The organism is Sphingobacterium sp. UBA2480, from assembly GCF_002341965.1.
Lineage (GTDB): Bacteria > Bacteroidota > Bacteroidia > Sphingobacteriales > Sphingobacteriaceae > Sphingobacterium > Sphingobacterium multivorum.
Genome location: NZ_DDPA01000009.1, coordinates 645277 through 662121 on the forward strand (window position 1 = coordinate 645277; position 16845 = coordinate 662121).

The 16845-nt window shown below is 35.4% G+C and carries 13 protein-coding genes; 4 read left to right on the forward strand and 9 right to left on the reverse strand.

What is annotated here, in order from left to right; all coding sequences use genetic code 11:
* Positions 1 to 27 precede the first annotated feature (27 nt).
* Positions 28 to 417 carry a hypothetical protein gene (locus tag B3600_RS23305; RefSeq protein ID WP_286754580.1) on the forward strand — a complete coding sequence of 130 codons (390 nt, stop codon included), beginning with the start codon at positions 28 to 30 and terminating at the stop codon, positions 415 to 417.
* A 113-nt stretch (positions 418 to 530) separates the two neighbouring features.
* On the opposite strand, the gene B3600_RS23310 is transcribed toward B3600_RS23305, so the two are convergent.
* Positions 531 to 1988 (reverse strand): MAC/perforin domain-containing protein, encoded by a 1458-nt coding sequence (locus B3600_RS23310; RefSeq protein ID WP_286754581.1) that lies wholly within the window; start codon positions 1986 to 1988, stop codon positions 531 to 533.
* Between the two features lie 689 nt (positions 1989 to 2677).
* Here B3600_RS23310 and B3600_RS23315 point away from each other — a divergent pair.
* Positions 2678 to 5203: a hypothetical protein gene (locus B3600_RS23315; protein WP_286754582.1), complete on the forward strand. Its 2526-nt coding sequence runs from the start codon at positions 2678 to 2680 to the stop codon at positions 5201 to 5203.
* A gap of 454 nt (positions 5204 to 5657) precedes the next feature.
* On the opposite strand, the gene B3600_RS23320 is transcribed toward B3600_RS23315, so the two are convergent.
* The 3 genes from B3600_RS23320 to B3600_RS23330 all read right to left on the reverse strand — a co-directional run bounded on the left by B3600_RS23320 (position 5658) and on the right by B3600_RS23330 (position 7056).
* The gene (locus B3600_RS23320; RefSeq protein ID WP_286754583.1) at positions 5658 to 5783 is read right to left on the reverse strand and encodes a caspase family protein; all 126 of its coding nucleotides are present in this window, start codon (positions 5781 to 5783) and stop codon (positions 5658 to 5660) included.
* Between the two features lie 61 nt (positions 5784 to 5844).
* Positions 5845 to 6627: a hypothetical protein gene (locus B3600_RS23325; RefSeq protein WP_286754584.1), complete on the reverse strand. Its 783-nt coding sequence runs from the start codon at positions 6625 to 6627 to the stop codon at positions 5845 to 5847.
* Between the two features lie 153 nt (positions 6628 to 6780).
* Positions 6781 to 7056 (reverse strand): hypothetical protein, encoded by a 276-nt coding sequence (locus B3600_RS23330; protein ID WP_286754585.1) that lies wholly within the window; start codon positions 7054 to 7056, stop codon positions 6781 to 6783.
* Positions 7057 to 7494: 438 nt separating this feature from the next.
* Between B3600_RS23330 and B3600_RS23335 the strand changes: the two genes are divergently transcribed.
* Positions 7495 to 8253, forward strand: a complete 759-nt coding sequence (locus B3600_RS23335; RefSeq protein ID WP_286754586.1) for a hypothetical protein — start codon at positions 7495 to 7497, stop codon at positions 8251 to 8253.
* A 52-nt stretch (positions 8254 to 8305) separates the two neighbouring features.
* A complete protein-coding gene (locus B3600_RS23340; protein ID WP_286754587.1) occupies positions 8306 to 8812 on the forward strand; it encodes a hypothetical protein in 507 nt (168 codons plus the stop codon).
* 147 nt (positions 8813 to 8959) lie between these two features.
* Here the strand turns inward: B3600_RS23340 and B3600_RS23345 are convergent, their stop codons facing one another.
* The 5 genes from B3600_RS23345 to B3600_RS23365 all read right to left on the reverse strand — a co-directional run bounded on the left by B3600_RS23345 (position 8960) and on the right by B3600_RS23365 (position 16678).
* Positions 8960 to 10195, reverse strand: coding sequence for a hypothetical protein (locus tag B3600_RS23345; protein WP_286754588.1), 1236 nt, complete (start codon positions 10193 to 10195; stop codon positions 8960 to 8962).
* Positions 10196 to 10277: 82 nt separating this feature from the next.
* Complete coding sequence (locus tag B3600_RS23350; protein WP_286754589.1) at positions 10278 to 10907, reverse strand: hypothetical protein; 630 nt, start codon at positions 10905 to 10907, stop codon at positions 10278 to 10280.
* 17 nt (positions 10908 to 10924) lie between these two features.
* Positions 10925 to 13087, reverse strand: coding sequence for a DEAD/DEAH box helicase (locus B3600_RS23355; protein WP_286754590.1), 2163 nt, complete (start codon positions 13085 to 13087; stop codon positions 10925 to 10927).
* A 1-nt stretch (position 13088) separates the two neighbouring features.
* On the reverse strand, positions 13089 to 14399 hold the full coding sequence (locus B3600_RS23360) for an ATP-binding protein (RefSeq protein ID WP_286754591.1): 1311 nt from the start codon (positions 14397 to 14399) through the stop codon (positions 13089 to 13091).
* Positions 14396 to 16678 carry a tellurite resistance TerB C-terminal domain-containing protein gene (locus B3600_RS23365; protein WP_286754592.1) on the reverse strand — a complete coding sequence of 761 codons (2283 nt, stop codon included), beginning with the start codon at positions 16676 to 16678 and terminating at the stop codon, positions 14396 to 14398. Before B3600_RS23365 ends, B3600_RS23360 begins: the two co-directional genes overlap by 4 nt.
* Positions 16679 to 16845: the final 167 nt, after the last annotated feature.

Genomic DNA, 16845 nt, shown 5'->3' on the forward strand with positions numbered 1-16845 from the left:
AAGTTTTTTGTTTATATTAGATATTCTATGGGAAGTTTAACAAAATATGTATCAGATGATCGCCCTGAGTTCGCCGTATTTATCGAAGATGACGATAAGGTCTGTTATGCCTACCTTTGGAAAGAAGGTGAAAATATTATTGCCCATGTGTGGCTATACAATGTAGCGCCAACTCCGAGTGAGCCAGAATTGCAAATAGAGGAGAATCATCCCTTTTTAAATCCTGCGGAATTTGTTGGAGAAAACCTTGAACCATTCGACGCTTGGACGCCTGTTGAAGTCACTTGGGATTTTGGGGAAGAAATAGTAGCTAGGATATTTTTATCTGAAAGGTTGATCGCGAAACTTACCGCAGGTGCAAACCCTGGTTGGTCTAGTCTGGTCACTAAAGAGGGGCCTTTGGCGCAGAAGATGTAATGTTTTTACGAAAAGAATTGGAAGCAGGTAGTTTTGGCTTTTCGAATTTAACATAAAATGTTAGCCCAACGTTGGCTAACATTTTATGTTAATGCAATTACATAGTGAATATTCTATTTGTATGTTTTGAAAGCCTCACCGTGATTAACAAAATATGGGCCGAAATTTCCACTCAAATTAGACGTGTAAGCATAGACGCCAGATTTCGTATTATACCATTGATTTATCGATACCAGTTCAGGATCGCTATTATTGCTTTTATAAGCGGAAAAGGCTGTTCCATGATTAACGTAATTTGCACCAAAATTTCCACTTGGGTTAGTAGAGTAGGCATAAACGCCAGTTTTGGTATTATACCATTGATTAACTGGAACAGTTTCATTGGTTGCTTGTTTTGGAGTCCAGAATACTATACCATGATTTACATAATTTGCACCGAAATTTCCATTGATATTCGCCGTGTACGCATAGATGCCGTTCCGAGTATTATACCATTGATAAATTGGGACTACTTCAAGAGATTGCAATTTATTCTTCTCTAGATATCTATTTACTGCTGCAACTATTTCAGCTTTTTTAGTTGCAAAAGAGGCCGGAATAAAATCGTAAATAGGATATGTATTGTCCCAATCGATTTTAACTAATCCAGCATTATTTACGTTTACAGATTTTTCCCAACTTCCCTTGTTTACTTGAGGAAATACAGCATCCTTTCCTTGGTTATAAGTAACATCAACACCTTCTCCGGCTTTATATTTAATATATAAATTTTGCTCCACATTTTGAGATGCCAACGTTTCATTTGTGGTAACAGTCTTATCTACATCTAATCCTAAACCAATTTTAGGTAACATTGCTTTGAAGCCGGCTTTTACAGTATTCTTTTTATTTGTGGTGTTTGATTGATCTGTAGAAGAACTTTTGTACAACACACGTAGTGTACCCCCAAGAGTGATATCTGTTAATACATGGGTACCGTAGGCCGCTACAAATGCATCTGCGCTGAGTGTTTGTAAGTCTGTTATAAACTTAGATGTAACATAATTTGACATCACTGTAGGCGTTTCCTCAATTCGCATCGAGCTGACATATTTTAACACATCTATGGATGCAAAAGCGTATTTTGTGGAATAAGAATATTTAGTAGTTAACTCGCTATTGCTAGTTATATTTCCAGTAAAAAACTTCGGTAAAGCGCTAGTTCCTGGATCTACCTTAGCTGAAACATTTGTTTGTTTGATTATATCCTGCAAATAATCATTAGAAGAATAGCCGTAATAATATAAATTAGTTCCTCCTGTTTCAGGGTTTACTATAACGGAATATTGCAAGTCATTCGAAAGCTTCTCAACATCAATGACAACCCTTCGGTAAGAGTCTTTATCTAAATATTCTTTGGTCGCGTCATAGCTAAATCCTAGCATACGATATTTTGAGTCCCCTACGGAAGTCTTCAAATTGGAATTAGCTTTGAGCACCTTATCTGCGGCGTTTTCGGGGGATTGTAATATTTCCTTTTGGCAGCCTACGAAAAATAATGGCATAAATAGCCCGATGTACTTGTGTTTCATGAATTTTACGTTCTTTATTTGAAAATTATCTATTGTTAGTAGTGTTGATATTGCTTTCTAAGGTAATATTTTTTTTCAAGAGTAATGTTTTGTTTTTATTTAATTATTGTTATTGTATAATTTCTTTTATTGATCTGTGTGATGTTTTTGGTGATAATTTATTTTGTTTTATATGGTCGGGTATACCTCCTAGATCCTTATTTTTCAGTATTGTTTATTTTCACAATTCTGCTTCCAATTACGGTTATTAGTGTCTAATTCTCTAATTGTCAATAAATTATTTATGCTATAGGGCTTTATTTAATTGTTATGCTATAATAAAGGATATTTATACTTTTCCGGAGAGTTTCCCACTGATGTGGGGGAAGTTATTTTTCTTTTACAGTTCCATTTTTTACTGTTATAAATATTAACTTTTCGGTCACATACCATTTAGACCGTTAGTTGCCTTAACCTAAGTGATCTATCTGCGTGCTTTTATAAGCCTGTGTAAGCTTCAATTTTTTATAAAAATTATCTACCTAATAATAATTGTCTGTCTGAAGATTAACTCGGTTGTGGTTTCCCCGAATCAATTGTTCTTTGAGACTTTTCGGTATCTCTCCCATACCGCTTAGAAAGCGCCGGTTTCACTCAGATGGCCCTTGTTACTACCATACCTTTGTCTATATCATTTAAATCAAAAAAATATGGCAAATCAATTTTTAATTAAAAACACCATGCAGGATATGAAGGATCTTTCTGCAGACGAAATCGATGGATTAAAAGGGAACAATCCAATCTATTCCGGTGTAGAGCTATTGGGGTACCACGAAAAGGGCGATACTCCTGCACCAATTATTTACTATTTAGTGCCAGTTAACCAAGATCCAGGACCTGATGACGGAGGCAGTATAATTAAAGTTGGGAACGTAAAACTCGAACATCGTTTTAGTGGAATGGTTTCATTGAAATACTTCGGTATCCAGGATGGAAGTGCTAATGATACCATTCGAGTTAATAATGCGGTATTGGCAGTTGAGCGATATAAGGCCGAAGGATATATCGTGCCTTACACCATAAATCCTATTATGATTGATGCGGTATCACAATCGGTTTCAGGCAACAACTATACGAGAGGTATTATTCAGAAATCAAACCAGACAGTATATTTTGAAACAGGCGCAAGATTAAAGATTATACCCAACAGTTCAGGTGGTTATGCGGGTTGGAGCTTCTATAAAGTTGAGAACGTTAAAATAGTGAATGGATATATCATTGGCGATGCTGATGTACACATCGCACCAAATAATAGTATTTGGAAAAGATGGGAGAGTTTGACCCAATTTACGCTGGGAGACTATATTTATATACACCGAATGGGATTTAAGGTAAATCAAACAGGCATAAGTGCTGCTGTTCGTCCATTTTATAAAGCTGGGAGTCTGCCTATTGGTACAATTGTACAGAACGGAAACTTAGTTCTTGAAGTCGTAAATAACGATCTGGGAGAATGGGGGCACTGTATAGAAGTAACGGATTGTAAAAATATCGAATTTCATGATTTTCGTGCAGACAAAGCTTGGGGTGATGGGATTTATTTAGGGAACGAAGCAGGAAACATAAATAGAAGCAAACACAATACGAATGTCAGTTTTTTAGGTAAAACATATTTTGAATCCTGTCGAAGACAAGGTATATCCGTGATAAGTTGTAACAACTTTTATGCGCAACATTTGGAGGGTTATGATATAAAAGGGGCGGATCCAGAGGCTGTAATTGACTTTGAACCCAATTCTTCCACTCAAACTATTAGCGGAGTGGTTGACAATATTACCGCGGTAAAGTGTGGCTATTCGTCTTTATTTGCTTCGCAATCCAATGAACTTAAAATACGAATCGGTTCTGTGCAAAATATAGACTCATTTCTGACAGGATCACTTCATTTTCAGGGCTTAGGGCACGTCAGTGAAAATCCTGAAAATTATGTGCATGTTGGCAGCTATTATGCCAATAAGTGCCATGTGGCCCCCGTTCAATTGTCCAATTGGTTTGAAGGGTACCAATCTTCCGTTAGAGTAGATAATATTTTAATAGATGAGTGGTCACCTGATGGCGATGGGGAAACAAGTATCGTTTATTTTAAAAATATTCTTAAAGATCAGCAGGGAAATCTAGTTGCTTTGAATAAACCCATTACAAATATTGACATTAAGAATTTTGGATTTAATAAACGGATATTTGCTACGGGTGCAATTTTTAGACCCTTCATGATGTACGCAGAAATGTTAATGAGCCCTAATAACTATCTGAATAATATTAATATTGATTATAACTATTTTGACTATGATGCGACTGAAGATGGACAAAGCTCTTTTGCTGTTAATAACAATTCTGTCAGGACATCGATAAAAACGACCTCTACAGCCACAGCTTCGCTTAAAACCAGTTTGGCGACTCAATCTGTCAAATCTGGAGACATTATATACACAACGGCGTCCAACACTACTTTAAGGGTTTTAAGAAGAGGATTTACTGAGGCAATTGTCATTAATTCATATCAAGCTGCTGATGCTGCTACTTTTATCTTAAACTTGGGTTCACAGAGCGGTTTTACCGAAGTTGAAGCAATAGGAGTTGCGGTTACAGCAAATACGTTTACTCTGAGGTATGGTGCAGTGTTCAAGTTACAAAGAGTGAACGACTCAAAATTACGTGTAACTATGTTATACTACGGATCTAAAAATATCAACAATGTAACGCTTATAGGCACGCCTTCAGGGTCGAATCTATTAGATATTGCATCCGATACCACTTATGGCAATTCAGATGTATTCTTACACTGGGATTCGTCAAGAGCGAATTTGGTTAACTATCCGCCGAATGGCCGGGGAAGTATTATCCAATATACGGATTCCTCTACTGGAGCAAAAACATTCCTGGCCTTTGGATACAGTGGGGGAAATGCTCTTTTCTATTTGGGGAATAAGGTGGGATCCGTCGTGAATTGGGTAAATATGATGCAGATGGCGACTACCTCATTAAAGGGAATAGTAAATCAAACAGTAGCACTGCCGAATATCACTCAACCTGACCTAAGTAATACTACAGCTTCTGATGTCGCCGGGTTGACTACTTGGATCAATACCAATCTAGTTCCTTTGGTCAATGCGATTAAAGCTTCGCAAAATGATGAATTAATTAATCAGCGTATCGCTGGACAGCAAGCTACCTAAATCTTTTACTAACAATTGGTCATGACTCAAGCAGCATTTCAAGAAAATGAATAATTGTAATCCAAAATAATATGTCCGATCTTAATTAGGTCAAAGCTCAAAGTCAGTTAAATTCTGGCTCAAGCTGAAATCTAGCCAAAAGCCTTTCTTAATGGTTTTAAGGAAGGCTTTTAATTTTAAAAACGCATAAAATGCTAACAACAAATAATCAAGTATTTGTGATATTTAAATTTGCTTTCTCTAGATTTAAAACCTCAGATAATTTAATTGATTTTCGATCATAATATGCTTTAGAATCTTGTGATTGACTTGTTTCCTTACATGTTAAGTAATTTTCGCCGTCTACTTCAATATCATGTCCCGCATAAAAAAATATAAAACAACTATATTCTCTAATATTTTTGGCTAATTCATTTATGAGATCTATCCATGTATCTATATCAATATCTTCATATTATAGGGTTTTATACCCAAAGGATTTAAAAATATTCTCAATGGATTTAGCGTCATTGATCGCGTTGTCAAGTTTCTTAAAATCTGATGCATTATTGACACCAATACAAACCGCTAATACTTTCATAACATTGTTATTAAAAAATGGTATTTGTTAAAATTAGAAATTCGATTGATCGTTGTTATTGCTAGAAAATTCCTAATCCGGTATTGATGCCAATTCCAAACCAAGGCTTATTTTGATAACTCCATTTGTTTGAATCAGTACCGAAATTATTATCGAAGCCTAATGATAGAACTAATCCAAAATTATTTCTTGCTAAAATTGCATTTACGCCGTAAGACAGTGCAACGTTTGTCCTATCAATAGTCCAAATAGAGGGATCTTTAACCGTACTTTTTTTCAAATCCGCAGAAGTGAGTCCAATGAATGGACCCAAGGTAATAGAATAGTTATTTAGTGCTCTATTACTTATTCTGGAATAACCAAATGTTCGACCATAGTTTACACTAACACCCAAACTCGATGATATTGTTGATGCGGAATAATCGTTCTCTGGTCGAAACCTAAATGGTGTTGTACCTACCCCCCATGTCCAAGCGCGAAATGGAACCTTAATCGTTTTGGTTGGTTCACCAATTTTTTTTCTAGCTTCTAAATCAATTTCGAACCTGCCACCATTCTGAATAGGTGTTTGGTTTGTTATGCAATTTGAATCCGGATATTGATTGTCAGATGTTATGGTCCAAAAATCTATTACAGGAATGCCTTTGTCAAGAGAAATTATTCCCTTGAGATATTTACTGCAAATTTTAAGCTTTTTCTCAAGAACTCCCTCTTTATAGATTAATTTTAGATATTCTGATTCAATATCGGATCTTTTTATTTTATGATAAAATTTGGATCGATTCTGTGAATAAGAATTTAAAGTGAAAAATAACAAAAAGAAGAATGTCAAATTACTTTTCATAATGATTGTCTTTTTAAGTTTATAATTATTTTGGCTTATTCCAAATATGCAAAATTTAATTCAAAAAATGTTTTATGGAAAATATTTTTCTCTCACGATAACTATTAAGATTTTTTAAACAAAGATGATAAATCATCTGCTAACCTCTATGTTTCACCATCGGATTTGATCTTTGGGCATTGTGCTATAGTACTTATAGTCGTCAGTTTCCATTACATCGTCATCAAACCATTCATCATCTAGATACTTGTAAAGATCATTTAAGTCTGCTATATCCTGACTTGTTTGAAAACAAGGGTGAAACCAAATCCAAAAATTCTCCTGGTCTTTATAAGGATCGGGTAGTGGTACAATCACTGTACCACGGAATAAATCTCCGGGATGTTCCTTATACCTGAAGTGTGTAAACTTTTCGCTCAAGTTTTTCATAATTGTCATTTGAAGCAAATGCCACAAATGCTGTTCCGGAATGAAAATTATGAATAGCCGTTAACTTTTGAACAACATTTTTGAAGAAATGAACAACAGTTCTTCCAACTAATCTTACGACCTTTGATTTAGATCGAAGCCCAAAGCCGGTTAACATTTAGCCAAAGCGGACATCTAGCTAACATTGCCTCCCTTGACAGTTAACAAGGGGGGGCTTTTTATTAACTTGTTTATTGCTTCCGATAACCAACTATATCTATCATCTGCTGAAATTTCGAACTATATATCTAAACAATAGCACTTAAGTAGCCTTGTAATTGATCAAGTTAAACTAGGAGGGATCTTTTCTAGATGAAAATTTAGCGTAGATAAATACCGGTGATTATAGAATAGAAGTTCTTTCGTATATTTATAATAACTAATTATTTAAATAAAATTATGAAAAAAAATAAATTGATGAGAGGGAACTCTCGGGCGGATGGAGTTAATATTGAAACATTGATTAATGATTGTGAACAGAAGCTAAAAGATGAACTTTCATATGCCTCAGTTGGTCTTGGTATGACCCAGAAGGAGTTTAAGAAAAAAGAAATGATACCATTTATTTCTCTTTATATTTTTATCTTCACTTCGCTCAATATCACGTCTTGGGGACCATTCCCATTCTTGTGGCAATTGGTTATTATTTCACTTACCAGTATTTTTGCCTATTATGGTTTTAGTCATTTATTTAGAGTGAGGAAAGAACGAGAAGATCGATGGAGTAGGAAACAGGGGTATAAAAAGGGCTATAATCACCACCTTTTGCTTCAAAAGAGGAAGCAAGCGATAATTCACCTATTAAAACAAATGGATTGTTGCTCTATCCATTTGTTACACACGGCTAACGAAAGGTTAAATAATGATCTTGAAAAGATGATTGTGAAAGATTATCCAAGTCACCTAAGAGGAGGTTTTATTGCTTTATTAATCAATGTTTTCCAAGAGATTTATCAATCTCCAATGAGTATTAGTTCATTATTTGCACCTAAAATTTTAAAGTCGATATTGTCTTATATAACTGTAGTCGGCATTTTCAAGATCATTTTTTTTAGCAAAAAGTATTTCAGTCTATCCTATCGCAGAAAAAAAGATCTTCAGGATATTCTAATGTCCATCCAGCATAAGTTAGGCAATAAGAAAAAGAATAAAAAATAGCGGGAAAGTAGGAGCCAAGCTGTTCATTAAAGTTAGTATAGAGACAATATATATGACAGGACTTCAACAAATGATTTTAATAGGGGAAATTTCCTTGCAATCTCAAATTGCCAAAAAAGCAGCGGAACGTCTACTTGCTACACACGAAGTATTTGACAACGTTGAAACCTGGTGTTCGATTCAGTCTATTCTTGTAGCTGCTGGAAATGTTTCAAAAATTCTATGGCCAAGTCAAAAATACAAACTACGCGGGCAAAAGCTGAGGAAATTGCTTGGAGTTGAAGATAATAATCCTCTTGCCAGTCGCAAATTTCGAAATCATTTTGAGCATTATGATGAGCGTGTCGAAGAATGGTTTGAAAACAATTCCCAAGGAGTATATGTCGATTTGTCGATGAATCCGTCTTTAAGGAGTCTTCATTTCAGCCTACCCCCATTAAATACTCATAGAGGCTACAATTCATTTAATAATTCAGTCGTATTTCGCAGTGAAACTCTTTATTTAGACGAGATTTTGAGTGCACTTGATATTCTTTTCAAAGCATGTAGGTCGTATTGAAGCAAAGATTATCTATCGCATTGAAAGTTCTTTTTAATTTATAAAGTAGCATTAATCCATTTTTTTCTACAGTATTTTGAGTTTCTGCCCAATAAAGTTAGTTTCATTATATAACTAACGCAGATATAAAAGAAAAATGCTTTTTAATTATCTGTGAAAATGACAAGCAGATCTATATGTTTTAACTTCGCAAGGCTTTCCTTTCTTTTCTCGACTCCTACATGGAGCACCACATTCATGGGCGTATCCTAGTTGTTGATTATTTGAGTATCCTAATCTTTTAAGAACTTCTTCTTCTGGGAAGATTTTCTCGAGCTCCTTATCTTCTCCATTTTTCGATTTTATTATGAGAATACCGTCTCTGTCTAGAAATCTTGTAATATTAAACTCTTCTATTAATTTCCAATCGCTGATATAATTGTCAAAAAAAGCCAAGTCTTTTGAATTTATTGCATCAACCACGGATTCCTCAACTCCTATAAAAAGTTTTGTTACTCCGAATTTTTGTGTTTTTTCTTTGAAGGCCTGATTATGATCATCATTATACTTTAGAGTATCTAAATCTTCTCTAATTAATCTGTAATCAAAGCATTCTCCATAATAGTCTTTCCCAAAAAAACTATATTTCCCAAAAAATTTTCCTTTATTTATTTTGACCTTTTTTATCTTACCAATTTTTAAAGGCTTTATAAATTTATTATAATACTTTGAATCTAGTATATAGCTCAGAAAAAGCCCGTAGTTTAAGAGTTGTACTTGTAAGCTACTTTCATCTAAATTATTATTGTTTTCATTTGGAGGATCATCAACAATGATACATCTACATTCCTTATTATCACTGGGACAATTAATCATTGCAATTGTTCCAAATTTCAAATAAACATTATCCGAATTGGAGTCCTTTTTTTTCTTTAAGATATCATTTTTAAACCTACTGTAATATCTTCCAATGGTTCCCTTAGTTTCCAATTCATACTTCTTCTGCATATGTGTAACAGAATAATCCAGATATTTTCCTTTAGTTGGAATTCCTATTTTTTTAAACATATTTGGAGATACTTGTAGGAGTTCAACAGTATATTTTATTCCAAATGCAACACCTATTATTTCAGAAATAACCTTTTGTTTTCTGTCGTCTTTTGAAAGGTTTTCAATCCTGTTATTTTGAACGCTAATAAAATCATCATGTAGTAATTCATAGGCAGGAATTTTAGACTGTAAATAATCAAAATCAGAATCTTCAATATGGTCTGGTACTTCTTCTGCCATCACGCCATATTTAAAAATTTCTGGTTTACAGATTTCAAATTCAGACTTTTCCTTAAATAATTCCACATCTTTTGCTGTGGCATCGATATGTATTTTTGGCTTAGAGATACTCATTTTTATTTAGGTCGTTTTAAACTGTTATTTATAATTTAAAATTAGATGTATTTAATAAATCAAAGATTTATCGGTTAGATTTTTATCTAAAATACTTCATCTCAATAAGTCGTCTATGCTCCGGGAACCGCCCTTCGCGTCTCCATCTTGCAAGACCAATATTATCAAAAACGATATCGTTGTCTTTATTATATACCCAATCGAAATTCAATTGATCCAAAATAGGTAAGTTTCGATTGTGAATAATAGATGGTTGTTCTTTTCGGTTATTTTTAGAAAATTCAGCACCATTATATAACAACTCGTCGATTTGAGCAATTACTAGATTGCAATTATCATAAAATTCCATTATGCCTTTGTAGGTATCAATTTGAGGTATCTCAACTTTTTCTAGGGTCTTTATATTCTTTATGATTTCAATACTCGGAATCTCGGACTTATAAAAATTACATCCTCGAACTAATTTGCTTAGAGCCGATATATTATAAATGGCTCCGTTGAAGTCGTTAATTATATCATCTAAAATCAAGGCCTCAATGCCAGATTTTATGCTTAACGCTAAATGTTTGCTGTTTGTGCAGACAGCAAAACTTTTATTATACTTTGCGTTAGAATAATAATCAAACTTTACACTTTTAAGGTCTTTGATTTTTAAAGCTATAGTCGAGCTATCAGTATCAATCTCTACAAGAATAACGTGCGAAATAATCATAACAGTCAAGCTTTAATTTATGCGTCTAAAGCAAAGTTTGCGATATCGACATCATCAGTATTAGCATACATCCATCGAACAGAATTTATAAATTTCAATGCTCCGTCGAAATCATATCTTCGACTTTTTAAGAGCTCTATCTGTTTATCTTTTGGAAGTAGTATAGCCCATTTTGCAAAACTTAATATAGCAGGATTGGTATCAATCCGAAATGCTAAATGTTGATCCAAATCCTGAAATACGGCAAGCAGCTTTGGTGCAGACCATTCAAATCCTTGCTCTTTATCTATTTCAATAGATGCTGATGCGTCTTGATGCCGGAATTCTAAGCCTGCAGCTGATAAAATAAATTTTAAGGTATCAAATATCTTTGACCCCTGGAAGGTATAAAATTTATAGGAATTTTCTCCGAAAAACAGCGGACGGTCATCTTCCAAACTCTCAATGGGAATATCTTTAAACACCTGACGCATATCATCCAATATCGCACGGCATTGCTCATCAAGCTCAGGATCTATGGATGAAGTCATCAGCAATTCGAGCATTTTTTGCCTCACTAATGGATGTGTATTGCCGGGCTCACCACCAAAGATCGGAGGCTTGCCATCGTTCGTAGGTTTTACAAATATTTTCCTGCTTCTAAAGTCTATATCAACCACTTTCCAGATCTTTGCGGCCAACAAAATGTTGTCTTCGATCATGATCGGAGAGGAGGAGGGTAGATCTCCGATAGATTTGCCATCATGTAGGACTTTAAAATGTATTTCAGTCGCAAATACTGAATAGAAATCTCGCGAATTGACAATTCGCTCGCCTTCGAGTCCTATGATGACCTCTTTACCTAATTGTTCGAGCATATCGGTTTCGATCAGATGGCTTAAAATATCATCAAACTCTTCGGACGTAATATCCTTAAATGCAAAGTTTTGCTCGAGCTCGGTTTTTAAAATCGATATGGGTAAGCCACTATACTGCTTGACTACTGCCAATAGTTGATGTGCAAATAAATCAAAGGGCTTTAAAGCTACAAAGGGCGGTTCGATGAATTCCTGTTTATAAAGTTCCCAGCAGGCTAATGATTGTAACAGGCTCCATTTTCCAGTTGCATATAACAACAAAGAACTTGCTTGTCCATCCTTCCGCCCACTTCTACCTACTCGCTGTATAAGGGATGCAATAGAATGCGTAGCATCGATCTGAACTACTTTTTCCACGCTACCAATATCGATACCAAGCTCTAGTGTTGATGTACATGATATCACAAATGGATGATAGGTATTTGTTTTGGCAAAATGTTCAATCCATTCCCTTAACTCCCGATCGACAGATGAATGGTGTGAGTAGTATGAGGTATGTCCATTTACTTTTTCGGCAATCCTTTTTAGCTTGACGGCAACTTCTTCAGCACGTCCACGGCTATTTGGAAATACCAAAACTTTACTGTTGTAGGTTTCTTTGTAGAGATCTTTGAGCAACTCCAAAGAAAGTTGATTTGCCCCGCTCTCAAAATAACGGAAAGATGTAACCATGCTTTTAGCGGTCCGGTCCCGTAGTACAACCGTAGCATCTGGCCGACCGGTCATACGTTTGGCTTCTTCGAAATCGCCCAAAGTCGCTGATAAACCAACGATAGCAGGTGTCACCTTAGCGGACTTTTGAATTCGGTGCAATATCGATTTCAACTGAATCCCTCTGTCTGTGCCTATAAACGAATGAATCTCATCAATAACAATGTATTTCAGATCGTTAAATAATATGCTAACGTTTTGAGGTTTATTGACTAACATTGCTTCTAAAGACTCTGGAGTAATCAATACGACACCGTTCGGCTCTTTAATCAGATGCTCTTTCGCCGTTCTATTCGCTTCGCCGTGCCATTTTGTTACCTTAATATCTAGATAACTACACAGATCCTCTACGCGCACAAATTGATCGTTGATCAATGCGATCAACGGAGAAATGTAAAGGACTTGAACGCTCTCGCTACGCGGACTTATTTTGGAAAGGATAGGGAGGAAGGCAGCCTCTGTTTTACCGGAAGCCGTTCTGCTTGCCAATATGACATTGCTATCGCTTTTCATGATTTTTTCGATTGCAGCCGCTTGTATTGGTCTTAGACTTTCCCAACGCTTATCTTTTACATAACGTCTAATTGGTTCAGAGAGCAGTTCAAATGCCATACTATAGTTCTTCTATACTGTCTAATAATATATCAACTGGGCGTTCATCTTTGATCTGGATATCGCTGAACAGCGCGGCTTTATCCAATTCCGGATTTTGACGCAGGATACTCAAAATATTCAGGAAATCACGTATTACTTCCCTCGGTGTTAAAAATTCACTTGCACCAGGCTTATTATATATTTCCTCCATAAAATTTTGGATCTCGTTATCGGAAAAATCAACTTCCAATTTATAATGAAATTCAAAAACTTCTTTGAGTTTTTTAAGCAATACAAATATCTCGTTATGATCGATAGGCATTAATCGGATCACAGGCTGTGCGAAATCACGAATTTGAAGGGTCTCAAACTTATTTGTTTCTAACCTTGATTTCAATGCTTGGTAGCTAAATAAACCACGACGTTCATTCTCCAAAAACTCACGTGTACCCGCTATATTGATAAACAAATTACTTACTTTACCTTGGAAACAATCGTTATAAATCGTCAGGATTTTTTCATAGTTCTTTTCACGCATTGTCGATGTAGAGATCTTATAAAGATTGATGGCTTCATCGAGATTGAGCATAAAACCACTGTACCCCATACTGACAAATAGTGCTGTGAAATTTTTGAGCATGTCGTAGAAGTTCAAGTCGTTGATCACCTCAAGGACGCCAAGGTCTTGACGTGCTTCAGTCTTTTTATACTGACCTTTTAACCACCTTAGCGCATTTCTTTTCAGTAGCTCGTCATCATTGATATATCCTTCGTAATATTTCATGATTACACTCGCAAAGTCAAATCCACCAACATCAGTCAGTTCATTAATTGACTGCATAATCTTGTTTTTTACAAGGTTCAAATACTGTTCTTCCCGTATTTGGACAAGGGAGAGGTTATTTTCCGCTGCCGTAGTGGCGACAACCTGTTCAATCCATTTTTCCAGTAGCGTTGCTAAAGCGCCACCTTCTGGTTTTGTCTGTATGGCAATATTATCCATGATAGCCGTATAAAGCACGAGCGCTTTCCCATCATTTGAATATAGGCGATTATCCGGCGTGAAGTCTGCTGTTGACACCACAAACTTCTGTTTCAATGCTACCGTATTGAGTAGATGTAACATAAAGGATTTTCCTGATCCAAAGTCACCTATCCAGAATTTAACCATGCTATGGCCATTTTTTACATCGTCTAGTGCTTTGATGAATGCATCCACTTCATCCGAACGTCCTACTGTAATATGTTGTACCCCGATTCTTGGCACTACACCGCTAAGTAATGAATTAATAATAGCGGTGGCTTCTTTAGGTTTTACTGCTAGTTTCATGCTTTAATAATCATTTTATAATAATCCTCATTCATGTCCAAATATTCTTCGTCACGCTCTTCGATCAGCGTATCATCTAAAATTTCATAACAAATCTCGTTAATATCGTTGATCATGGGGCCAGACCTTAACCCTCTCGTTTTACAAAAATTCGCTAGGTATTCTTGAGTCAGTTCAAAACTATTTGCTGTAAATAAACCGATCAATTCACGTTGATCTAATGATAGATCAATCTCGTCAACAAATAAGTTGTCGGGATCAGATTCAATCTCGGTAGATTTTACCTCCGTCTTCGAGCTTTCAACTTCGCTGCTATTTACAACTGGTACATCCTCTACGACCTCTTCATCATCTTGAAGGTAGTTGTTTAAGAGTTGAACTGTATTTTTATCCTGTTCCTGAACGGTTTTGATCGCTTCGATATTCAATTCTATTTTTCTTCGGATTGGAGCATATATAGAATCTACTTTTTCAATTGCTGAAGCGAGATTACGATCTTCTTTTAATTGTTGTATAATATCGTTAAAAGCCTGTTCGTGGTGATCATTTTTAAAAAGTGCCTTGTGGATTGTTTTTGTGAGCTGTTTGTCGTCAATTTTATCAGATTGGAGATCAGCGTACAGATAATGTAAGTAAAGTTTTATGGCTTCATTTTTATCTATGGTATAGGCTATTTTACACGCTTCATAGTAAATGTTTTCCGCAGAAGGGTTTAGTTGATTCTGCTCAAAAAGCGTATGAATTTCCTGTCCAAATTCGACTATATTTTCTTGGTTTACATCATGCTTTAAAATATCAAATTTGGATTTCCAACGCGTTGTATTCATCCTATTTAATTCGATCTCAGTCGCTAGATCTGGATCTTTGATGGAGGACTTTAGGCCTTCCAAAATCGTATTCACATCAGAGCCTACTCGATCCTCGAAAATATCGCTTAGACCAGTAAAAGTTTGAGCAAATTCACCAGATACTTTTCGTTTATGTCCCCAATTTTCCCTTACTAAAATCTCGGCTCTTTTGAATATTGTGTAATACACTTGCTGCGAGATTATGTCATTTACATATTTTTGATTATAATAACTATCAAACATCCAAGCACCTTCCTTCGTTACTCTTGAGATTTTGCGCGCACTTTCAACAAGGTTTTCGATTTCCTTTTTCAGGTTAGAATCTTTTTTTGTGAGGTTAGCTCTTAATTTTTTTTCACAACTCAGAAAGAGGGTAATCGTCTCTATACAGCATCCCTCAACTTCTAGAAAAACATTATTTACTCCATTTAGCTTATTGACTAGACTTACTTGAGCTTTTGAAAGTCCCATTTTATCTTTATAACGCTTGCCGAGTAAATAGTCTTCATAGTTATAATTATTCTCAAACCCTTCCGAATAGCTGTGTTGGATTGGTTGTACGCTTGGACTTTCCTTTTGAGCTGCAAAAAGATTAGAATTATCCAATTTTGCTAATACTTCTTCAATATTTAAAGAAGGTTCAAAATAGGTACTTGTGCTAGTATCTATATTATAGGTTTGAGTTGATATAATTTCTTCCTGATGCCCCGTAACGTCAATAATATCATTGGGTGTTTCGTCCGATATATTTTTCGCATTTAAAGAATCCAATATAGACGTAATCTCACGTTGTTGCTCTTTGTCAGCTTTACTATCTTCTATTTGAATGGGAGTTTCTACTTTGGAAGGTTTATCATCAGCGGTTTCCTCGTCGCTCTTTATTGCTTGTGGTTTAGGTAATGGTTGGATTGTTGATATCACGTTATTCATAACAACATTCTTGTTATCTTGTAAGATTGCAGTAGCGGACTTCTCTTCACTAAATCTAGGAATGGGAGGTGCTGGCGATGATACAGGCAGTTTTTGAATTGTATCAATCACTATCCTATAGGCTTTACATACATTCTCGCTAGTGTATTGACGATTTCTTAATAGCCTTAAAGTAAGGTTGTAAAGCAGTTGAGATCCATCTCTATGATTAAAATGGATTTTAAGATCATAGTTTTCCTTGATGGAAAGTTTACGTAAAGCAAGGGCAGCAATTTCAAAAAAGTTTGGTGGCCACAATTCATACTTACCATGGTGCGCGATTAAGTATTGACGCCAACCCTCACCATAGTAGAAGTTCGCGTTCTTCATTTCCGCTGCAGTTGGCTGCTCTTGAGGCTTTGGCGGAGCATAATATTGCTGCTGTTGATTCTTTTTATTTTTTTTACTTGAGGCAGCTATAGCAATCACAATAAAAATCAAAATTATAAAAAAGGTTCCCATTAACTTTTATACTGAATGTCTGCAATTTTACTGACAATGAGGTTTTTAAACTATGTCGGTAAGGTCAATAATCCTATTTTCTAATTTATCAATGTTTTTCTATAAAAGCAATGTTTACGCATTATTAATAGATAATTTGTTGTAACAAAAATAGCGTCTTATAATTG